General features: G+C 61.8%; 17 protein-coding genes and 1 pseudogene. 12 read left to right on the top strand and 6 right to left on the bottom strand.

Annotated elements, in window-relative coordinates:
* Window positions 1-32 precede the first annotated feature (32 nt).
* A complete protein-coding gene (locus WD767_17715; GenBank protein ID MEX2617929.1) occupies window positions 33-659 on the bottom strand; it encodes an HAD-IA family hydrolase in 627 nt (208 codons plus the stop codon).
* 31 nt (window positions 660-690) lie between these two features.
* A complete protein-coding gene (locus WD767_17710) occupies window positions 691-1,383 on the bottom strand; it encodes a DUF502 domain-containing protein (protein MEX2617928.1) in 693 nt (230 codons plus the stop codon).
* Between the two features lie 186 nt (window positions 1,384-1,569).
* On the opposite strand from WD767_17710, the gene WD767_17705 reads away from it, so the two are divergent.
* From WD767_17705 to WD767_17695, 3 genes are all read left to right on the top strand, one after another.
* Window positions 1,570-2,433, top strand: a complete 864-nt coding sequence (locus WD767_17705) for a TauD/TfdA family dioxygenase (protein MEX2617927.1) — start codon at window positions 1,570-1,572, stop codon at window positions 2,431-2,433.
* A gap of 102 nt (window positions 2,434-2,535) precedes the next feature.
* Entirely contained in the window at window positions 2,536-4,164 is a 1,629-nt protein-coding gene (locus WD767_17700; GenBank protein ID MEX2617926.1) for a 3-(methylthio)propionyl-CoA ligase, read from the top strand.
* 258 nt (window positions 4,165-4,422) lie between these two features.
* Window positions 4,423-6,966, top strand: coding sequence for a FecR domain-containing protein (locus tag WD767_17695; protein ID MEX2617925.1), 2,544 nt, complete (start codon window positions 4,423-4,425; stop codon window positions 6,964-6,966).
* A gap of 45 nt (window positions 6,967-7,011) precedes the next feature.
* Here the strand turns inward: WD767_17695 and WD767_17690 are convergent, their stop codons facing one another.
* On the bottom strand, window positions 7,012-7,443 hold the full coding sequence (locus tag WD767_17690; GenBank protein ID MEX2617924.1) for an NUDIX hydrolase: 432 nt from the start codon (window positions 7,441-7,443) through the stop codon (window positions 7,012-7,014).
* Window positions 7,440-9,170 (bottom strand): long-chain fatty acid--CoA ligase, encoded by a 1,731-nt coding sequence (locus WD767_17685; protein ID MEX2617923.1) that lies wholly within the window; start codon window positions 9,168-9,170, stop codon window positions 7,440-7,442. Before WD767_17685 ends, WD767_17690 begins: the two co-directional genes overlap by 4 nt.
* Before the next feature lie 64 nt (window positions 9,171-9,234).
* Between WD767_17685 and WD767_17680 the strand changes: the two genes are divergently transcribed.
* Genes WD767_17680 through WD767_17665 form a run of 4 tightly spaced genes read left to right on the top strand, consistent with a single transcriptional unit; the run spans window position 9,235 to window position 14,394 of the window.
* The gene (locus tag WD767_17680) at window positions 9,235-11,019 is read left to right on the top strand and encodes a M3 family oligoendopeptidase (protein MEX2617922.1); all 1,785 of its coding nucleotides are present in this window, start codon (window positions 9,235-9,237) and stop codon (window positions 11,017-11,019) included.
* On the top strand, window positions 11,016-12,248 hold the full coding sequence (locus WD767_17675; GenBank protein ID MEX2617921.1) for an FAD-binding oxidoreductase: 1,233 nt from the start codon (window positions 11,016-11,018) through the stop codon (window positions 12,246-12,248). The genes WD767_17680 and WD767_17675 overlap by 4 nt, the downstream gene beginning before the upstream one ends.
* Window positions 12,249-12,268: 20 nt before the next feature.
* Window positions 12,269-13,282: an NADPH:quinone oxidoreductase family protein gene (locus WD767_17670; protein ID MEX2617920.1), complete on the top strand. Its 1,014-nt coding sequence runs from the start codon at window positions 12,269-12,271 to the stop codon at window positions 13,280-13,282.
* Window positions 13,279-14,394, top strand: coding sequence for a cysteine desulfurase family protein (locus WD767_17665; GenBank protein ID MEX2617919.1), 1,116 nt, complete (start codon window positions 13,279-13,281; stop codon window positions 14,392-14,394). The genes WD767_17670 and WD767_17665 overlap by 4 nt, the downstream gene beginning before the upstream one ends.
* On the opposite strand, the gene WD767_17660 is transcribed toward WD767_17665, so the two are convergent.
* Complete coding sequence (locus WD767_17660; GenBank protein MEX2617918.1) at window positions 14,391-15,407, bottom strand: TauD/TfdA family dioxygenase; 1,017 nt, start codon at window positions 15,405-15,407, stop codon at window positions 14,391-14,393. The genes WD767_17665 and WD767_17660 overlap by 4 nt on opposite strands.
* Window positions 15,408-15,474: 67 nt before the next feature.
* Window positions 15,475-16,143, bottom strand: coding sequence for an MBL fold metallo-hydrolase (locus tag WD767_17655; GenBank protein MEX2617917.1), 669 nt, complete (start codon window positions 16,141-16,143; stop codon window positions 15,475-15,477).
* A gap of 658 nt (window positions 16,144-16,801) precedes the next feature.
* Between WD767_17655 and WD767_17650 the strand changes: the two genes are divergently transcribed.
* The 5 genes and pseudogenes from WD767_17650 (at window position 16,802) to WD767_17630 (ending at window position 21,048) form a co-directional block, all read left to right on the top strand.
* On the top strand, window positions 16,802-17,539 hold the full coding sequence (locus WD767_17650; protein ID MEX2617916.1) for a response regulator transcription factor: 738 nt from the start codon (window positions 16,802-16,804) through the stop codon (window positions 17,537-17,539).
* Window positions 17,540-17,566: 27 nt separating this feature from the next.
* Window positions 17,567-19,039, top strand: coding sequence for a HAMP domain-containing sensor histidine kinase (locus WD767_17645; protein ID MEX2617915.1), 1,473 nt, complete (start codon window positions 17,567-17,569; stop codon window positions 19,037-19,039).
* Between the two features lie 461 nt (window positions 19,040-19,500).
* Window positions 19,501-20,109, top strand: coding sequence for an ABC transporter substrate-binding protein (locus tag WD767_17640; protein ID MEX2617914.1), 609 nt, complete (start codon window positions 19,501-19,503; stop codon window positions 20,107-20,109).
* Between the two features lie 183 nt (window positions 20,110-20,292).
* Window positions 20,293-20,508: an oligosaccharide flippase family protein gene (locus tag WD767_17635; GenBank protein ID MEX2617913.1), complete on the top strand. Its 216-nt coding sequence runs from the start codon at window positions 20,293-20,295 to the stop codon at window positions 20,506-20,508.
* A gap of 159 nt (window positions 20,509-20,667) precedes the next feature.
* Window positions 20,668-21,048: pseudogene (locus WD767_17630) on the top strand (IS1595 family transposase).
* The last annotated feature ends 69 nt before the right edge of the window (window positions 21,049-21,117 follow it).

Below are 21,117 nucleotides of genomic sequence, written 5' to 3'. Positions count from 1 at the left end.
CAAGGGAGGGTGGACAGGCTGCGGAAACTCGCTCAGAAAAGCTCCAGGACCGGCGTCAGCGTCCGTTCCATGCGCAGCGGCTTTATGCCGTCCACGGCGGGAAGGCCGACGCGGTTGTGCCAGTAGACCGGCATGCCGACCGCCGTCGCGCCCGGCACATCGGCGGCGGAGCCGGCGACGAACAGGGTTCTGGCCGGGTCGGCGCCGAGTTTCTCCAGCACCAGACGGTAGGGTTCCGGGCGCGGCTTGTAGTAACCGGCCGCTTCCGCCGTCGCCACGGCGGCGAAGGGGGCGTTGGCGCATTTGACGGCCTGTTCGGCCAGCGCATTCGAGCAGTTGGTCGCGATGCCCATCGGTACGCCGAAGGTATACAGGCTGGCGAACACTTCCTCCGATTCCGGCCAGGGTTGCAGGTCCGGCCACTGCACCATCAGCAGTTCCGCCACGTCGCGGTGGATGCCCGCCCGGTCGGCCGCGTCCCGGATGATGTCCTCATAGGGGCGGTAGGGGCCGCATTCATAAGTCAGCTTCAGGTATTCGCCGCGCCATCGCCGCCCGGCTTCCTCCGATCCGGCCACATCGTTCCATAATGACCAGGAATCGAGGACGGCGGTCAGCAGGTCGAAAACGATGGCTTCGTAATGCGTGGGTTGCGCCATGGCGGGTCTCTCCGGCAGTTTTTTGCGCGCGTCAGGAGGATTCGACGGTGTCCCGGGCTCGGTGGAAATGGATTTCGTCGGGTGAACTGGACCCGCCGGTGACGATGAAGGACATTGCCTGGTCGAAGGTCCAGTCGGTCCGGATGACCTTGTCCATCGGCATGATCTCGATATAACCCGATGTGGGATTTGGCGAGGTGGGCATATAGACGGCGGCCAGTTCCTCGCCGGTTTCGCTGTCACGCAGGACCCGGGTCATGATGCCCACCGCCTTCATGTCGCGCGAGGGGAAGTTGATCAGCACGACGCTGCGACCGCCTTCCGGCGACGAACCGGCGACGGAAACGAAGCGTTTGGTCGCGCGGTAGACGCTGTCGACGAAAGGGATGGCGCTGATGATCTGTTCGAACAGCCCGATCATGCGCTGCCCGACCACCCGTCCCGTTGCCCAGCCCAGGAAGAACAGGAAGGCCAGCACGATCAGGGCGGCGGCGACCGACATCAGTACCTCATTGACCATCAGCTCGGCGAGTGCCGGGCTCTGCGGCCGGACGCCGCGCGCCAGTCCCCGGACCCACGGTTCGCCCAGATTGGACAACTGGGTAAACAGGAATTCAAGAATGATCCAGGTGATGGCCAGCGGCGCAACCGTGAGGAGGCCGATCAGGATATATCGCCTGACCGATCGAAACGGCCCGGGCTTTTTCTCGGCTGTCTCCACCATGTCCGCGCTCCGGTCAAAAAGGGGTGATCTGCGCAACATGGCAGATGTAGGCAATATGTTGCGTTGCAACGCTATGGGCAAGGGGCCCGTCCAAACCTCCCGGGTACCTTGCCGGGCATCCCGCTTCACGGTAGGTTTTGGTTCGTTGCAGTTGCTGTATGTCTTTGATGGGAGGGAAAATACCGTATGCCGGGGATCGCATTCAATAACCTCGCCCCGAATATCGGGGCCGAAGTGCTGGGGCTGGATCTGTCCCGGCCGGTTGCCGCCGCGGAAATCGCGGCGCTGGAACAGGCACTTGCGGACCGGGCGGTGCTGCTGATCCGGGGCCAGGATATTACGCCCGAACAGCATATCGCCTTCAGCCGCCAGCTCGGACCGCTGGAAGATCATGTGCTGAGCAATTTCTGTCTGCCCGGTCACAAGGAAATCTTCGTGGTTTCCAACATCGTTGAAAACGGCAGGCATATCGGCGCCTTCGGCGGTTCGAAACAGTATCACTCCGACCTCGCCTATCTGGACGAACCGAGCCTCGGCTCCGTGTTCCATTGTCTGGAATGCCCGGATGAGGGCGGCGAGACGTCCTTCGTCAGCATGAGCGCCGCCTATGCCGCCCTGCCGGAAGAACGCAAACGCTGGCTGCGGGACAAGAAAGCGGTGTTCGATTATGTCTGGCATTACGAGCGGACCCATCGCGACCGCCCGGCGCTGACCGACGAACAGAAGGCGAAGGTGCCGCCGATCGCGCATCCCGTGGTGCGGACCCATCCGGTCAACGGCAAGCCTTCGCTGTTCCTGACGGAAATCTGGATCCGGCGTTTCGAGGGCATGGATGACGCGGAAAGCCAGAAGATCGTCGCCGATTTGCTGGCCTTCGCGACCGGACCGGAATTCACCTATGTCCATAAATGGGCGCCGGGCGATGTCCTGATCTGGGACAACCGCAATTCCATGCACAAGGCCTGCCCGTTCGACGAGACGGGGACACGCCGCCGGATGCACCGTACGACGGTCGCGGGCACGCGGCCCTATTTCGAAGCGGCGGCCTGATCGCGCCATTTGCCGAGTCCGGCATCCCGGAAGGTCATCCGCCGGCGCCGGCGGGCAACGGCGATGCGGGCGGCGCGCGGTCAGGTTAGGGAGGGACCTGTCATGCTAGGCTTGATGATGGACATGCCGCTGCTGGTGTCGTCGCTGCTGCGGCATGCGGCGGCGAACCATGCGGAGGTCGAGATCGTCTCGCGCACCGTCGAGGGCCCGATCCATCGCTATACCTATGCCGATGCGCACCGCCGCGCGCAGCAGATGGCGAACGCGCTGACCGGGCTGGGCGTGCAGCCGGGCGACCGCATCGGCACCATCGCCTGGAACGGTTACCGGCATTACGAGGTCTGGTTCGGCGTCTCCGGCATGGGCGCCGTGTGCCATACGATGAACCCGCGGCTGCACACGGACCAGATCGCCTATCTGCTGAACCATGCGGAAGATCGCTATGTCTTCGTCGACCTGACCTTCCTGCCGCTGATCGAACAGGCGGCGCCGCTGGCCCCCGCGCTGCAGGGCGTGGTGGTGATGACGGACCGGGCGCATATGCCCGAAACAACGCTGGCGAACGCGATCTGCTACGAGGAACTGCTGGACGGGCAGGGCGAGTCCTTCGATTGGCCGGTCTTCGACGAGAATACGGCCTCGTCGCTCTGCTACACCTCCGGCACCACCGGCCATCCCAAGGGCGTGCTGTATTCGCACCGGGCGACGCTGTTGCATTCCTACGCCATCGTGATGCCGTCGATGATGTGCCTGTCGGACCGCGAAACGGTGCTGCCCGTCGTGCCGATGTTCCACGCCAATGCCTGGGGCATCCCTTATGCCGCGACGATGACCGGCGCGAAACAGGTGATGCCCGGCCCGCTGCTGGATGGGAAATCGCTGTGGGAAATGCTGGACGGCGAGAAAGTCACGTTCTCGGCGGGGGTGCCGACGATCTGGCACGGGCTGCTGTCCTATATGCGCGAAAGCGGCAAGCGGCTGGATGCGATGCGGCGCATGGTGATCGGCGGCAGCGCCGCGCCGCGCTCGATGATTGAGGCGCTGGACCGGGAGTTCGGGATCGAGGCGCGGCATGGCTGGGGCATGACCGAAATGTCGCCGGTTGGCGCGATCAATACGCTGAAACCGGGTATGCTGGACCTGCCGGAAATAGAGCGGATGGATATCCTGGCGAAACAGGGCCGCCCGCCCTTCGGCGTCGAGATGATGATCGAGGGGGAGGACGGCGCGCCGCAGCCGCATGACGGTGTGGCGCAGGGCGAGTTGAAGGTGCGCGGGCCCTGGGTCTGCCGCGCCTATTTCTGGAACGAAGGCGCGGATGCCCACCGTGACGGCTGGTTCGGCACTGGCGATGTCGCGACCATCGATGCCGATGGCTATATGCAGGTCGTCGACCGCAAGAAGGACATGATCAAGTCCGGCGGCGAATGGATCAGTTCCATCGACCTGGAGGATTTCGCCATGCGCCATCCCGATATCGGCCAGGCGGCGGTTATCGGGGTCGCCCATCCGAAATGGGGCGAACGGCCGCTGCTGCTGGTCACCGCCGCGCCAGGGCGCAATCCGCGCCGGGAGGACGTGCTGCAGTTCCTGGAATCCAAGGTCGCGAAATGGTGGGTGCCGGATGACATGATCGTCGTCGACTCCTTTCCCATCGGCGGCACCGGCAAGATCCTGAAACCGGCGCTGCGCGAAGCCTATGGCGGATACACGCTGCCGGAATTGCGATGACCGACTCCAAGATGCTGGCGCATGAAACCTGAAGGCCTGTGTGTCCCACTGGTTGCGGTATGGTTAACTGCTTGCGATAAATCGAATTTTTCCGACAGAAACGGTGACGTGACTCAATTGGAGTCGCATGTCACCGGAATTTGTGTTAAATTGTTCTTAATCCCTATAACGAAACAGCCGAAGAGTGCTGCGGCGCGGTAACAGGTTATGTCGCTCTACCAAACGGTAAATCCAATCGATTTTCAGCAGGACGGAGCCGTGCGCGGTTCGTTCGTTGCCGATGCCGCCGCTGGCCCCGTCTTGTTGCCGAGTGGCCGCTTTGCCAGCGATGCGGTATTTCGACAGCATGGCGACGACCTTGTCCTGACCGGACCGGACGGGATGACGGTTACCGTTGCGGGCTATTTCCTTCAGGATCCGCCCCCCGACCTGCTGGCGCCCGGCGGTGGTCGGCTGACCCCGGCGATGGTCGATTCCTTTACCCCGCCCGAAGCGGCCGGCCAGTATGCCCAGGCGGGGCAACTTGCCCAGGCCGGCGAACCGATCGGCCAGGTGCGGGATATTACCGGTCAGGTCTTCGCGGTGCGCGCCGACGGCACGCGGGTGCAGCTTGGCGCCGGCGACCCGGTCTTCCAGGGCGATGTGGTGGAAACCGCGGCGGGCGGCGCGGTCAACCTGATCTTCATCGACGACACGACGTTTGCACTGGGCGCCGATGCGCGCCTCGCGCTGGACGAAATGGTTTATAACCCGGCGACGCAGCAGGGTAGTTCCTCGTTCTCCATGTTGAAGGGCGTCTTCGTCTTCGTCAGCGGGCAGATCGCCAGCGCGGACAGCACACAGATGACCGTGACGACACCAGTCGCCACCATCGGCATCCGCGGCACCACGGTGGCGGGCGATGTGAAACCGGCGGGCGAGGAAAGCAAGTTCACGATCGTCGACGGCGAGATCGCGGTATCCACCCTTGCGGGCACTGTCGTGATGAACGACCCGTACGCGACGACCGGCGTGACCAGCTACGACGCCCCGCCCAGTGCGCCCGTGATCCTGACCCAGGCCGAAGTCAACCAGAGTTACGGCAGTGTGCGTTCGGTATCCGGGAACATGCTGGACAGCACCTCGGACGGCAACGATTCGACCGTTTCAGACGGCGACGGCGACGGCGACGGGGGCGGCGAAGGCGACGCCGCGTCGGCGGCGCCGCCGGCATCGGCGATTACGGAAGCCCCGGCAGCGCCCGAGGAGCCGCCGCTCGTCGCTCCTGTCGTTCCGGTTCTGCTGGCGGCGTTTATTCCCCCGCCCCCTCCACCTGAACCGCCACCGCCACCGCCACAGGTGGTTGTCGAGTCGTCCGATCCGCTGCCGGAATCGGGCGGGTTTCAGGTTTTGCCGGCAAGCCTTGTGACGTTCTTCACTGGAACGAGTACCGTCAACGATTCATCCGGTACGCCTGTGGTCGTCGGCGCCGACGGTACCACCTCCGCGCAACTCAGTGCTGGTAGCGGCACCGGCGCCACCACTGCGGACGTCGAGATCTTCCTTGGCATGACGTCGGGAACTCTCAATGCGTTAAGTCTCGAGGAGACAAACCGGTCAACACTCAACGGTTCCGCTCTGTCCACATCCTTCACCGCCACCGAATCGGTGATATTAACGTTCAATTTCCAGTTCGTGTACGCTGATTTCGGCGGAACAACAATTGTGGAAGGCGAGCCGGTTTACAGCAGCTTCCCGGATTACGGCTTCATTTCGATCAATGGTGTGGCGTCCTTTCTCGGAATACCCGGCATCAGTTCCGGTGTGCAGTCATTCACCGCGTCGGTCGGTCCTGGCACCGTCAATCTCGGCGTCGGCTCCATGAACGCTGGCGACGGTGTGGTGGCATCGTTCCTCATCGTCAACGACCTCACCTTCGGTGGCTCCGGCAGCGGCTTCTCCTTTGGCGCATCGCCGGGCTTTTTCTTCGCCCCTGGCGACTTCGTGTTCACCGCGAGTTCGGTTGCATTGTTCGAACTGGGCGGGCACGCGCCGGGCGTGCATGAGGGCTTCGACCGGATGGAGGTCGCCGGCACGCTCACGCTGGATGGCGTTCTGGACGTGACCGAATATGGCGGCTTCGAGGTGGCGGCGGGTGACCGCTTCGAGATCGTCGAGGCCGGCCGGATCGAAGGTTCGTTCGCGGCGGCGAACGGGCTGTCGGTGGGCGGCGGCATCCTGCTGGACATCGAACAGACGGAAACAACATTCAGCCTCGTCGCCCACGCGGCGACCCACATTGCCGGAGACGACGGCGCGACGCTGACCGGCGGCGGGGGCGACGATGTCTTTATCGGCGGCAACGGCAACGACCGCTTCCTGATGGAAGGCGGGCGCGACCTTGTTCATGGCGGCGAGGGCGACGATGTCTTCGTGGCGCCGGACACGGGGTTCGGCCGGATCGACGGCGGCCGCGGGTTCGACCTGGTCACCTTCGCGGGCGCGGGCCAGGATTTCGACCTGACGGCGCTGCGTGGCGACCAGTTCAGCGGTATAGAGGGAATCGACATCACCGGGTCGGGCGATAATCGACTGGTGCTCGACTCGCGTATCGCTTTTGCGGCATCAGGCGGCATAAATGCCGCGACGGGAAGCGAACACACGCTTATTATCGACGGGAACGACGGTGACACGCTGGCCTTCAACGACATCTGGAACGCAGTCGATGAGGCGATCCTCGGGGATGAAAGCTATACGGTTTTCCAGAGCGCCGCGAACGCGGCGCAGGTTTTCGTGAGCGACAATGTCTCGGTATCAGCCTGAGACCGCGCCCAAAACCGGGACGTGCGCTACGAACAATTTGACAAATCAGTGGCCGCGCATTTTCCGGCCGAATTTCTCCAGGAGCTGTTTCAATTCGGGTTCCTCGACGGCATCGATGGATTCGGCGAGCGACATCCATTTCCGCCGCCGCTGGTCCATTTCCGGCCAGTGGGCCAGAACCCGGGAAACGGCCATGGGATAAACGTCGACCCGCCGCCCTCCGCCGCCCTTGCCCTCCGCCTTGATGTAATGATATGCGCCGATGCTTTCCGGCGCGACGATGCCTTCCACGCCGGCTTCCTCGTAAGCTTCCTGCGCGGCCGATTCCCGTGGCGTGAGACCGTTACCGATATGTCCCTTCGGCAGAACCCACCGCTGCGTGTTCATCGAGGTCACCAGCAGTATCCGTAATCGGAACCAGCGCCGCCGGTAGGCGATTACGGCGGATTGTGGAACGGGTTTACGTCCCGGCATCATCCACCATAGAGCGCTTCCAGTTGCGCGCCGTATTTCGCCACGATGACATGGCGGCGGATTTTCATGCTGGGAGTCATCATGCCGTTATCGGTTGTGAAGGTCTCGTCCGCGACCGTGAAGCGGCGAATACGTTCGATACTGTTGAGTTTTTCGTTGACCCGCTTTACGGCGGCGTCCAGCGCGTCGGCGCAGCCTTCCGCCGGGACCAGCAGGGCTACCAGATGCGGCCGCCGGTCGCCATAGACCATTGCCTGGGCGATTTCCGGTTCGATGGTCAGCATGCCCTCCACCCGCTGCGGCGACAGGTTGTCGCCGCCGGAATTGACGATGATGTCCTTCTTGCGGTCCGTGATGCGGATATAGCCGTCCGGGTCGATCACGCCGATATCGCCGGTATGCAGCCAGCCGCCCTGCAGCACTTCCGCCGTGGCCTCCGGGTTGCGCCAGTAGCCCTGCATGACCATCTCGCCCCGCGCCAGGATTTCCCCGTCCGCCGCGATTTTCACCTCGACGCCGGTCAGGGTGGGGCCGACGGTTTCGATGCGGATCCGGTCAACCGGGTTGCAACTGATGACCGGCGCCGATTCGGTCTGGCCATAGCCCTGCAGGACGCGGACGCCGAGCGCGAGAAAGAAGCTGCCGATTTCCGCATTCAGGGGCGCGCCGCCGGATACGAAGGCCTTCAGCCGGCCGCCGAAGCGGGTTCGGACCTTGGCGCGCACCAACCGCTCCAGCACCCTGTCCTGCAAGCGTTCGGAAAACGACAGCCCGCGCGCCGGATCCAGCCGCCTGCGGCCCAGGGTGACGGCTCGCATGAACATCATTTTCTTCAACCCGCCGGCCTGGTTGACGCCGTGCAGGATGCGACCGTGAATTGCCTCGTACAGGCGCGGCACGGCGGTCATGATCGTCGGCGAGACTTCCGCCATGTTGTTGACCAGCCGGTCCACCCCTTCGGCGTAATAGATTTCGGCGCCGATGGTGATCGGGAACATCAGGCCCGCGGTATGCTCGTAGGAATGCGACAGCGGCAGGAAGGACAGGAACTTTTCGCTGCCGAGGGCGAAATCTGGCAGCTTGCGCAGCAGGTCATAGGCGCCCTGGCAGTTGCAGAGGATCGCCCCGTGGCTCAGCATCACGCCTTTCGGCCTGCCGCCGGTGCCGGAGGTATAGATGATGCAACTCGTATCGCCGCGCTTTATCGCGGCGACGTGCTGCACCACGTTATTGCGGGAAATGCGGCCCTCTTCCATCACCGAATCCCAGTCCAGCGTCCGGATTCCCTGGCTGCTGGCCGGGATCGGCTCCATGGCGATGACGGCTTCCATGTCAGGCGCCTGCTTGGCGGCCGGGACCACGCGTTCCGCCAGCTTCGCGGTGGATACGATGGCCATTTTCGCGCCGCTGTCGGTGAATACGTGCAGATGATCCTCAACCGTATTGGTGATATAAGCCGGAACGCTGATCGCGCCGGCGGCCATCACCGCAAGGTCGGCGATCAGCCAGTCCGGGCGGTTTTCGGCAATGATCACGACACGGTCGCCGGCGAGCAACCCCTGCGCCCGCAATCCGCGTGACAGCGCCGACACGCGCGCCGCCGCCGTGCGCCAGTCGACCGAGCGCCATGCACCGTCATGTTTCGACCACAGGAATGGCCGGTCGCCCCGGCGCGCGGCTTCGTCAAAGAAAACTTCGGGAAGGTTTCGGAATGAGGCGTAGTCGATCATGTCTGGTTTCCTGCTTGCCGGGTCGGGCACCGCACCATATATCGGATGAAGCATTGGAGGAAATATGATGAATGACGCTACCGTGCTGGGCGCGCTGCCCGAATGGGATCTGGGCGACCTTTATCCGGGCCGGGACTCGCCGGAACTGGCGGCCGACCTGACGCGGGCGGAGACTATTTCCAGATCGATTGCGGAATCCTGGGAAGGCAGGCTTGCGGAGCTGGACGGCGCGGCGCTGGCGGCGGCGATCGCCGAGTACGAGGTGCTGGACGAAATTCTCGGCCGGGTGATGAGTTATGCGGGGCTGGTCCACGCGGGCAATGTGACAGACCCGGAAATCGGCCGCTTCTATCAGACAATGCAGGAACGGGTGAACGATATCGGCGCCCATACGTTGTTTTTCACGCTCGAACTGAACAGGATCGACGATGACGTCCTCGAAGCGAAACTGGCGGAATCGGATGCGCTGGCGTATTACCGGCCCTGGCTGCGCGACGTGCGCGCCATGCGGCCGCACCAGTTGTCAGACGAGATCGAAAAGCTGCTGTATGAAAAATCGGTCGCCGGGCGCAGCGCCTGGGTGCGGCTGTTCGACGAAACCATGGCCGGGCTGCGCTTTCCCTATCGCAAGCAGGTGCTGACCGCGACCGAAATCCTCGACCTGCTGTCGGATCATGATGGCACGGTCCGCAAGGACGCGGCCAAGAGCCTCGGCAAGGTGCTGGGCGACAATATCAGGCTGTTTTCGCTGATTACCAACACGCTGGCCAAGGACAAGGAAATCAGCGACCGCTGGCGCAAGTTCCCGCGGCCCGTATCGTCGCGCAACCTCGCCAATTCGGTCGAGGATGAAGTCGTCGACGCGCTGTCCGAAGCGGTGCGCGATTCATTTCCACGACTGTCGCATCGCTACTACGCGCTGAAGGCGCGGTGGTTCGGCGTCAAAGAGCTGGATTACTGGGACCGCAACGCGCCCCTGCCGGACGAGGACAAGCGCATCGTCCCCTGGGACGAGGCGCGCGACACGGTGCTGAAGGCCTATGGCGCGTTTTCCACGGACCTCGCGACCGTCGGCAAACAGTTTTTCGACCATGCCTGGATCGACGCGCCGGCGCGGGCGGGCAAGGCGTCGGGCGCCTTCGCGCACCCGACCGTGCCCTCGGCGCATCCCTATCTGCTGCTGAACTATCAGGGCAAGGTGCGCGACGTGATGACCCTGGCGCATGAACTGGGGCACGGCGTCCACCAGGTGCTGGCCGGGCCGCAGGGGCAGCTGATGGCCGACACGCCGCTGACCCTGGCGGAAACCGCGTCGGTCTTCGGCGAAATGCTGACCTTCCAGTCGATGCTGAACTCGACGACGGATCCGAAGGCGCGCCGCGCCATGCTGGCGTCAAAGGTGGAAGACATGCTGAACACGGTGGTGCGGCAGGTCGCCTTCTACGAATTCGAGCGCCGGGTACACGACGAACGGCGCAAGGGCGAAATCCCGCCAGAGGGGCTGGCGGAAATCTGGATGGCGGTACAGGGCGAAAGCCTTGGCCCCGCGATCCGGTTCGAGAAGGAATACGGCAATTACTGGGCCTATATCCCGCATTTCATCCACTCGCCGTTCTATGTCTACGCCTATGCCTTTGGCGATTGTCTGGTGAATTCGCTGTATTCCCGTTACCAGGACGCAGAGGAAGGCTTCGTCGAAAAATACCTCGCGATGCTGCGCGCCGGGGGCACCCTGCGGCACAAGGAACTGCTGGCGCCGTTCGGGCTGGATGCTTCAGATCCGAAATTCTGGTCGCTCGGCCTGTCCATGATCGAGGGCTTCATCGACGAACTGGAAGCGGGATCGTGACCGCCACCGGTCCGCGCCGCGTCGCCGTCATCGGCGGCGGAATCACGGGCATCAGCGCCGCGCTGTTCCTGCAGCGCGACGGGCATGACGTCACCGTCTTCGAACGGGACGAATTCGGCACCGGTACGTCGATGGGCAATTCCGGCGTCGTCAGCATCGCCGGCTGCATCCCCACATCCGTGCCGGGAATCGTCGGCCGGGTGCCGAAGATGCTGATGGACCCCTATGGACCGTTGTCGATCCGCTGGGGCTACCTGCCGAAGCTGCTGCCATGGCTGATCGGCTTCGCGCGGAACAGCCGCGAGGATCGGGTCCGCGCCAATGCGCGCGCAAAATCGGCGCTGCTGGAGATTTCCCATGCCGCCTATGACACGCTGATCGAACAGGCCGACGCGGAATCGCTGATCAGTCGGCGCGGCGTGCTGAAGGTGTTCGGCAGCGACGCCAGCTTCGCCGGGGCGCAGTTCGAAATGGACGTGATGCGCGAATGCGGCCGCAAGTTTACCGTGCTGGGCGCCGATGAGATCCGCCAGATGGAACCGGCCCTGCAGCCGATCTTCGAGCACGGCATCTTCTACGACGACAATTCCGCGCTGCGCCATCCGGGGCGGCTGGTGCAACGGTTTGCAAAATGTTTTGTGGCGGGCGGCGGCACGGTCGTGAAGAGTTCGGTAACCGGCTTCCACGGCGAGACGGTGGTACGCACCGATGGCGGCGACCATGAAACCGATATCATTGTCATCGCCGCCGGGTCATGGTCGGCGAACCTGGTGCGGCAGTTCGGCAGCCGTATCATGCTGGATACGGAACGTGGCTACCACATCATGCTGCCGCATCCGGACAGGACCCTGAACCGGCCGGTTGCGCTGGCGGATCATTCGGTGTTCCTGTCGCCGATGGAGCACGGATTGCGGCTGACGACCGGCGTCGAACTGGGCGGCAACGAAGCGCCGCCGGATTTCACGCGGGCGCGGCGAATGGTCGGTCATGTCAGCCACGCGGTGAAGGGGTTCCGGACCGAGGAACAGAGCAACTGGCTCGGTTTCCGCCCCTCGACGCCTAGCGGCGTGCCCTATCTCGGCGCGCTGCCAAAACATCCGAACGTCTATCTGGCGGCTGGCGGCGGCCATGTGGGCATGACCATGGGGCCGGTCAGCGGCCGCATCGTCGCCGATCTGGTGGCGGGGCGCGATCCGGGGGTAGACTTGACCCCCTACCGTATCGACTAAGGCAGAACAGGGAATAGCGTATGCGCGGCGTTCTCGTCCGGGAATGGACGGCTTTCGAAAACCTGGAACTGGCGGATTGCCCGGTTCCCGAACCGGGGCCGGGGCAGGTCCGCATTGCGACAAAGGCGGCGGGCATGAGCTTCGCGGTCAGCCTCGTCGTTGCGGGAAAATACCAGCGCAAGCCGCCGCTGCCCTTCGTGCCCGGATCGGAAGTCGCCGGCGTGGTGACCGAGGTCGGCGCGGGGGTGACCCGCTTCCGGCCAGGCGACCGCGTGTGCGCCGTCGTCGACTGGGGCGGGCTGGCGGAGGTGGCGGTGGCGAACGAGGTGAACACCTTCCGGATTCCCGACAGCCTGGCATTCCACTGGGCAATCTGCTTCACCAATTCCTATGGCACGTCCTACGCCGCGCTGGTCTGGCCGCATCTGCTGCATGTGCAGGCGGGCCAGACATTGCTGGTGCATGGCGCGGCGGGCGGCGTCGGGCTGGCCGCGATCGAAATCGGCAAGATCCTGGGCGCAACGGTAATCGCGACCGCCGGATCGGATAAGAAGCTGTCGGTCGCCCGCGAACACGGCGCCGACCATACGATCAATTACCGGGAAGGACCGTTCCGGGAAAGGGTGCTGGATCTGACCGGCGGGGAAGGGGCGAACGCCATATACGATCCGGTCGGCGGCGAGGTCTTTATGGAGTCGCTGCGCTGCATCGCGCCGGAGGGGCGAATCGTGCCGGTCGGTTTCGCTGGCGGGACGATCCAGCAGATCCCCGCCAACATCCTGCTGGTCAAGAACATCACCGTCTGCGGGCTGAACATGGGCTATTACGTCGGCTGGAGCCCGAAGGATGTCCGCCACGAATATGCGGAGCGGATGCACGAGATGATGGCGCAGCTTTTTGCGTGGTTCGAGGAAGGAAAGCTGCACCCCCGCGTCGCGCAGATCTTCGCACTGGAGGATTTCCAGGCCGCGATGGCGCTGGTGCTGGGCCGGCAGGCCATCGGCCGCGTCGCTATCGTGATGGACGGCGCATGATTTATCTCGATTACAACGGCAGCACGCCGCTCGCGCCGGAAGTGGCGGAGACGGTTCGCCGCTTCCTCGACGGTCCCTATGGCAACCCGTCGGCGCTGCACTGGGCCAGCCGTCCGGCCCGCGATGCGATAGAGGAAGCGCGGGTGGACGTCGCAGCCCTGTTCCACTGCACGCCGGGCGAGGTGGTGTTCACCAGCGGCGGGACCGAGTCGATCAACCACGCGATCAAGGGGGCATTCTTCGCGCGGAAGGACAGGGGCAACCACATTATCACGACCTGCGTCGAACATCCGTCGACCCTGTCGACCTGCGGATTCCTGGAAAGCCTCGGCGCGGAAGTGACTTACCTGCCGGTCGACCGCGACTGTCGGGTCGATCCGGATGTCCTGCGCGCGGCGATCACCGACCGCACCATCCTGGTCAGCATCATGCATGCCAATGGCGAGGTCGGCACGATTCAGCCGATCCCCGAAATTGCCGCGATCACGCGGCAGAACGGCGTGCTGCTGCATCTGGATGCGGCGCAGACCGCCGGTAAAATACCGCTGGATGTCGATGCGCTCGGCGTCGATCTGCTGTCCATCGCGGCGCAGAAAATGTACGGGCCGAAAGGTGTGGGCGCACTGTATACCCGTGGCGGCGTGACCGTCGAACCGCTGATCCACGGCGCCGACCACCAGTCCGGCCGTCGCGCGGGGACGGAAAGCGCAATGCTGTCCTCGGCGCTGGGGACGGCCTGCCGGCTTGCCCGCGATCTGTCGCCGATGGCGCGGGTGAAGGATTTGCGGGACGACCTGCATCGCCGGCTGCGGGAACGATATGGCGGCCGCCTGCATCTGAACGGGCACGGGGAATACCGGCTACCCAACACGCTGAACGTTTCCTTCGAGGGACAGATCGGCAGCGAGATTCTGGACCGCATGCCGCAGATCGCGGCGACGACCGGCTCTGCCTGCCACGAAGGCAAGGTGACGGTATCGTCGGTTCTGCAGGCGATGGGCGTTTCTGAATCGGTCGGGGCCGGGACAGTACGGTTCAGCCTCGGCCGCCCCACGACAGCGGCCGAAATCGACGCGGTTGTGCAGGCTGTCGCGACGGCGGTAGCGGATTAGCCGTCGAAGAAGGGCCGCCCCTCGTTGCGGTACCACAGCCGCACCAGATGGCGTTTTTCCTCTACCGTGTCGCCGTCCACATAGGGTTCGCGGTGGTGCAGGCCTTCGCGGTTGTTGATGAGGACGATCTGGCCGCGCTCCAGCATGTATTGCGCCGAGAGTTTGCGCTCGCCGATCACCGCCATGGCGGTCATGAGCGCATCGCGGGACAGGTTATCCATCTCCTCGCCGGCCTTCGTGTAACCGGCGGGAATCTTGGTCGTCGAATAACGGCCGGTCAGCTTCTCGCCGTCATAGCGCAGCGCCGGGGCGCGCAGTACGGCGACCTCGCCCGGCGACTGGATGTTCAACCGGTCATGCAGGAAGGGCTCGAACAGCCGGTCGAGCTGCACCGGCGCATCCTCCAGCATCGCGTTGTATAGCGAATACAGCGTGCAATACTGGCTCATGCCGCCTTCCTTCGGCGTGTGCAGGGTCAGCAGCCCGGTGTAATTGGGCATATTGCGGTTGCCGCTGTTGTCCTGGTGGAAGTTCAGGCCCGCCTGCGTCAGCGCGCCATCGACCCCCGGCATGGCGGAGGGAACGCCCTCGTCGCGGATTTCGCGAAAAATCTGGCCATAGGCGTTCTGCGCCACCACCCTCGAGAACGCGCAGGAAAGCAGCCAGTACATGGCGCGGCCTTCCTCTTCCGTCCAGTCGTCCAGCGCCAGCCGGTCGATGATCGCGAATCCGTGGCCATCGTCGATCTTGCGGCGGGCCTCGGCCATCATGGCGCGGCAGGCGTCGAATTCGAAATCGCGCGGATCGAGCATATGGACCGGCAGCGCCTGCTTGCGGATCAGTTCGACCGCCGCCTGCAGTTCGCGCGCCGCCGCGCCGTTTACCGGGACGGTCCAGTCAGCGGCGGTAAGCCCGTCGCGGGACCAGGTCTTTACATTATCGAAGGCGCCCTGCGGGCGCAGACCCGTGATTTCCGATTCGGTCAGGTCTAGAACCTGTTCTGAGGTGACCATGTGCGCACTCCTCCCGGGTGTCGGTGAATTCGATGCGCACAAGCGTAGAGCCGCTGCGCCGCGCGCGTCAACCTCGCCCCGCCAGCACGGTATCCGCGACATAGGGATTGTCCTGGCGTTCCTGGCCGAATGTCGACGGCCGGCCATGACCCGGCAGGAACAGGACATCGTCGCCCAGCGGCCATAACTCATGGGTGATCGAGCGCACCAGCGTCCCCGCATCGCCGCGCGGAAAATCGCTGCGGCCGACGCTGCCCCGGAAGATGACATCGCCGACGATGGCGAGGCGGGATTCCTCGTGGAAGAAGATCACATGACCCGGCGTATGGCCCGGGCAATGGCGGACCTGCAGGGTCAGTTCGCCGACGGTCACGGTGTCATGCCCTTCCAGCCAGCGGGTCGGCGTGAACGGGCGGGACTGGCCGAAACCGGGCTCCGGCCCGTATCCGGACAGCCTGTCGATCCAGAACTGGTCCTCCTTCTGCGGCCCCTCGATGGGCAGGTCGAGTTTCTCCGACAGTTCCGCAGTTGCCCCCGCATGGTCCCGGTGCGCATGGGTGATCAGTATCTTCTCCAGCGTCACCCCGTTTTCCTTCACGACCATGAGAATGCGATCCAACTCGCCCCCCGGATCGACGACGGCGCCCTTCATGGTTTTGGTGCACCAGATGACGGAACAGTTCTGCTGATAGGGCGTGACCGGGACGACGGCAACGCCGAGAGGTCTGTCATACATGTCGCTTTTCCGTTATTCGTTCAGGCATTAATGGCGTCGGCATGATGTGCTATAGCCTTCGCGTTATGAAAGGAGAAGCATCGGGGCGTTTGCAACTTGAAATTAAGGGTTACGCCACACGCAAGCAATTGTGATAGACAGTGCAGGGGCCTGAATTCGTCAAGAAGCATGTTTGGATTGTTAGCGCCGATGCCGGTCAGGAAGTCAGTCATACTCGGGGGATTGTGCTTCCTGCTCCTGAACTGTACCGGTATAGGCACAGACAGGGAAATTTCGCGTGGTACCGTCATAGGGCCAGCCCCGTCAACGTCTGTTGAACAGACGCCGTGGCCACATTTCCCTGTCGCGAAACACGAATCAGCACCCGCACCCCGTCCAAAAAACAAGCCAATCGGATTTTCCGTCAATCCGGAAACGCTGTTAAATCTCCCGGAGTATGAAATTATAGCGAAAATGGGTGCACCGTCCATCAGGCGCGAGGAACCACCGGCTATAATCTGGAGTTACCTTCGGGGCGAATGCCGCCTCGACATTTACCTGTACGAAAGCCTGAGCACTCAAGTCCTCAGATCCCTGACATATGTCGTCATGACGACGCGAAAGGATATGGTTGCGCAGCATTACTGCCTCGCTCGGGCGAACTGAAAAGTTGAATGCCATGAAAATACCGCACGAAAAGATGTCAATCCTACTCGTCGACGATGACGATCTGTATCGCGAAACGCTGATCCAGAATCTTGGGGATGATGGCTATAACGTAACGGAAGCCCGGAATGGCGAAGAGGCGCTGACCGTGCTGCAATCCGGCACCCTGCCTGACGGAGTCATCCTGGACTGGAATATGCCGCGGATGAATGGTATGCAGGTGCTGCGATGGATGCGGGATCAGGATATCGCCCTGCCCGTCCTGTTCCTGACCGGGCATAACGACCAGATTTATGAAGAATCGGCGCTCGACGGCGGCGCCGCAGATTTTATCGACAAGTCGCGCAGTTATTCGATCCTGAAGAAACGGCTTGCGCTCGTACTGAATGTGAACGCGCCTGAAACGACTGTCGACCACCGGCACGGCGATATAATCCGCCATTCGCTTACGTTGCGTAGTGAAGCCAAACGGGCTCTCTGGAAAGGCACGGAAATCGACCTTACTGTTTCGGAGTTCGATATCGTTTACCTGCTTGCCAGCAATCCGGGGGTCGATATCCGGTTCCGCCAAATCTATGATGTCGTCCATGGAAGCGGATTTTGGGCCGGGCATGGTGAAGACGGCTTTCGGCCCAACGTTCGGACATTCATCAAGCGGATCCGGAAAAAATTTCGTGATGTCGATCCGTTGTTCGATGCCATCGAGAACTATCCGGGTTTCGGTTACCGCTGGACCGGCGGCGACAGTTGATCGCGGTAGCCTCGGAGCAAATCTGGCGTGCACCTCCTGAGATCCGTCGCGAGCAAGCTCCTTCTTCTGACGATTATTTTCGTCGGGGTCCCGATCCTTGTCTATCAGCAGTTCCGAGCCGCAGACGACGAAAAGACCACTCTCCTGATGCGTGCAATCAGCGAGCAGGGGACGACGCTGGCAATGAGCCTCAGTCCGGCACTGAAAGCGTTGACACCGAAAACCATTGACACGATATCCGCGCAGTTGACGGCCTTTCAGGGAACCCGGGTCAATATCAAGGTTCTGCTTTGGCCGGGACCCCTTTCCGAAAAGGCCGAGTTTTATTACATCGCTTCCCTACCGGCATTTCCAAAGGACTATCGCGACCAGGAACTGGCGTCCCTCAGGAATTCCAGCGTATTCGATCGTCTGGACGAAAGCTGCGCGTCGGCCACATCGATGATACACCGGTATGTTAATCCGGCGGGAAAGGACGAGTTGCTGACATCGGTCGTGCCGGTTCTTTCACCTGCCGGATGCTGGCTCGTGATCACGTCCAATCTGACGTCCGATCTTGGCGGTACGGAAATCGGCACCCCGTACTGGTCGCGGTTTCAGGTACAACTGTCGCTGGCCGTCTATCTGGGCATGGCGGCGATTGTCCTCGCCTTGCTGATAGGGCTTCGTCGCAATCTTCTGAAGTTCGCTCAACTGGCGCGTGACATCCGGCAACAGGAGGACGGCGGCCATTCGTTTCAAACCGCCAATAACATTCCCGAACTGGCGGAGGTCGCCAAGGAATTCGACGCCATGGTCAGTTCCCTGAAAATTTCGGCGGACGCCATTCGCGCAACCGCGGAGGAATCCGCCCACGCGATGAAAACGCCGATTGGCGTGCTGGTTCAGGCTGTAGAACCGATCAGGAAGTCGTTGCAAAAAGAAGACGAACGCGGCCATCGCTCGGTCGAGCGAATGGAACTTGCCATTGATCGCCTTGTCCGGATTATCGACCGTAACCGGCGGTTTGGCGAGATTACAGCTGAGGCGCTGAACCCGTCCCGTGAAATCCTGGATTTGAACCATGTCGTCGAGGATCTTGTAGAAGAAATACGCCGGGGCTTGCCGACGGATGCACCAAGCCTGGACCTGAACATCACACGTCACACGGTTCTTGTCCGCAGCAACCGAAACCTGATCGTTTCCGCGCTGGATAACCTGATCGAAAACGCCATCAGCTTTTCGGAAGCGGGCGGGCGCGTGCGGGTCGAGGTCAAAAAAAACAACGGGTATGGCGTTCTGACTGTTTCCGATCAGGGGCCGGGTGCGGATCAGGCTGTATTGAACCGGATGTTCGAGCACAGTTTTTCGCACCGCACAAACGCGACAGATGACGAGCACTTCGGACTCGGTCTATGGATCGTGCGCCGGAATGTCCTCGCCCTGGGCGGAACCGTCCACGCCGAAAACATCGATCCAAAAGGTCTTCGCGTGACAATCGAACTGCCGCTCCAGCAATAAGCGTCTGAATTTGTCACAAAAAAAGTCACAGATCCGTTGTTTCAATATCTGGCAGGGGGCGTGACATGACTTCCCGGTTTAGATTCGATGCGGGTGGTAACGGCGTGACACGAAATCGCCTCGAAATAGACACATAATTTTCTTGTTCGTATCGCTACGATAAATGTTCGATAGGGGAGACTCGGACCCGTTTCATCCAGCTTCATCAGGAGGTGATCGATGACACTGTCGCCCGAAAATACCCGAAAAGTTCCCGCCGAAAAGGCATGTTTTCTGCAGACCGAACGCAATTCCAAGGATTCGTATATGCGCAACGGCGCCTCAAACAGGAAAGCGAGGCAGTCAATAACTTCGAGATATCCCTCATGAACCTCAAGGCTCGTTATTAAGCTGGAATCGAAAGAAAAATTCCACTGTGGCACGGTAGCCTGACTGGCCGAACATACAACTGGAGATAATATATGCGCCGTCCGCTTGTTGCGCTTGCGCCTGCCTTTCTTTTTATTGCGGCGATGCTGAACGCGGCTGTGTCGAGCGAAATCGGGAAACCGTCCCACGAAAGCCCGACCGTTCTGATCGCTACCCTTGGTGACAGTGCTATCCGGATCCTCAAAAATGACAGTCTGGCGCATCAGGAAAAAATCGACCAGTTCGACGCGTTGCTGAGCAGTGCGTTCGATTGGGAGCAGGTGGGCGCATATTCGCTGGGCGAGTACCGCGATACCATCGAACCTGCCCAGTTCGATGAGTACCGCGATGTCTTCAGCCGATACATGGTAAAGATTTATGCTGCGAAAATGGCTGCCTACTCGGGTGAAAGCTTTATAATTACTGGAGAGAAGCAGTTTTTGGCGGGCCACAGCGAAGTCCGCACCGAAGTACGGGGACCAACCCGTAGCCCAATTCCCATCATGTTCCTCCTGGATCGGGATGAGACAGGATTTAAGGTACACGACGTCATTATCGAGGGCGTCAGTCTCCTGGCTACCAAGCGTGAAGAGGTGACGTCCGTCATCGCACGCGGCGGGATTGGCCCCCTCATCGCCAAACTGAAGCAGAGCGGCAATTAGATCAGATCATGGCTCGTTGGAATCGCATCGAAGGCGGCGAACCGTGTGCTACGACGGTCGCCGTATTGGCGGCGATCGCAGGGGCGGGTTATTGGGCGATTGTGATTCAGCGGATTGTCTGGGCGGTTCTGTTAAGTTCGGGACGCTGGATCTTATGCGGTTGGCGGCCCGCGCCCATGGCAGATGACCGATATCCGCCCGCTGATTGCACTTGGAGGCAACGTTACAGGAGCCAGTCTTGCAGGCTTCGTCATCCGTCACCTGGATCAGTTTCTGATCGGATGGTACTGGGGACCGGCAGCGCTCGGCTTCTACGAACGTGCCTACAAATTGCTCCTGGTGCCCGTCAATAACATCAACGCGCTTTTTACGGTTCTCATGCAGGCGCTCAGTGGGTGACGGATGTAATGGTTTGGCGCCGTCATACGGCATGAGCCTGGGAAATAGTCTTTTTTAATCGAACGGATTCCCTAAGGAAACCCCGGGAATAATATACTTTACAAACCCTAAATCGTTCCCTATATTAGATTCATCAAACGAGTCTAAAGGGTTACGGTTATGTCGATTCTCTCTAAAAAATACTTCCACAACGAGCGCGCTGCGTTCGCCTATTTGGAGTCCATTTTGTGGACAGATGGCACCATTTGCCCGCACTGCGGATCGATTGGAAACGCGGGCAAGCTGAAAGGCGAAAGCACGCGCATCGGGCTCTGGAAGTGTTACGCCAAAGAATGCCGGATGCAGTTCACCGTCAAGGTTGGGACAGTTTTCGAGCATGGCCGTATTCCGCTGCACAAAATGTTGCAGGCGACCTACCTGATGTGCAGCAGCAAGAAAGGCGTATCGGCGCACCAACTGCACCGTACCTTGGAAGTCACCTACAAGACGGCATGGTTCTTGGCGCACCGTATACGGGAAGCCATGCGGGAAGGCAAGTTGCCGGGCGGCATGGGCCAGGGCAACGAATCCAGGTTAACGATCCATGGTTCCGAGGATTGATGCCAGGAA

The organism is Alphaproteobacteria bacterium, from assembly GCA_040905865.1.
Lineage (GTDB): Bacteria > Pseudomonadota > Alphaproteobacteria > UBA8366.
Note: the sequence above shows the minus strand (reverse complement) of the source record. Positions and strands in the feature narration are given on the sequence as shown.

What these genes read in the sequence shown, in the direction of transcription:
- WD767_17715 (MEX2617929.1), bottom strand. Translation starts at nt 659, where the DNA reads ATGGCGCAACCCACGCATTACGAAGCCATCGTTTTCGACCTGCTGACC.
- WD767_17710 (MEX2617928.1), bottom strand. Translation starts at nt 1,383, where the DNA reads ATGGTGGAGACAGCCGAGAAAAAGCCCGGGCCGTTTCGATCGGTCAGG.
- WD767_17705 (MEX2617927.1), top strand. Translation starts at nt 1,570, where the DNA reads ATGCCGGGGATCGCATTCAATAACCTCGCCCCGAATATCGGGGCCGAA.
- WD767_17700 (MEX2617926.1), top strand. Translation starts at nt 2,536, where the DNA reads ATGCTAGGCTTGATGATGGACATGCCGCTGCTGGTGTCGTCGCTGCTG.
- WD767_17690 (MEX2617924.1), bottom strand. Translation starts at nt 7,443, where the DNA reads ATGATGCCGGGACGTAAACCCGTTCCACAATCCGCCGTAATCGCCTAC.
- WD767_17685 (MEX2617923.1), bottom strand. Translation starts at nt 9,170, where the DNA reads ATGATCGACTACGCCTCATTCCGAAACCTTCCCGAAGTTTTCTTTGAC.
- WD767_17680 (MEX2617922.1), top strand. Translation starts at nt 9,235, where the DNA reads ATGATGAATGACGCTACCGTGCTGGGCGCGCTGCCCGAATGGGATCTG.
- WD767_17670 (MEX2617920.1), top strand. Translation starts at nt 12,269, where the DNA reads ATGCGCGGCGTTCTCGTCCGGGAATGGACGGCTTTCGAAAACCTGGAA.
- WD767_17665 (MEX2617919.1), top strand. Translation starts at nt 13,279, where the DNA reads ATGATTTATCTCGATTACAACGGCAGCACGCCGCTCGCGCCGGAAGTG.
- WD767_17660 (MEX2617918.1), bottom strand. Translation starts at nt 15,407, where the DNA reads ATGGTCACCTCAGAACAGGTTCTAGACCTGACCGAATCGGAAATCACG.
- WD767_17655 (MEX2617917.1), bottom strand. Translation starts at nt 16,143, where the DNA reads ATGTATGACAGACCTCTCGGCGTTGCCGTCGTCCCGGTCACGCCCTAT.
- WD767_17650 (MEX2617916.1), top strand. Translation starts at nt 16,802, where the DNA reads ATGAAAATACCGCACGAAAAGATGTCAATCCTACTCGTCGACGATGAC.
- WD767_17640 (MEX2617914.1), top strand. Translation starts at nt 19,501, where the DNA reads ATGCGCCGTCCGCTTGTTGCGCTTGCGCCTGCCTTTCTTTTTATTGCG.
- WD767_17635 (MEX2617913.1), top strand. Translation starts at nt 20,293, where the DNA reads ATGACCGATATCCGCCCGCTGATTGCACTTGGAGGCAACGTTACAGGA.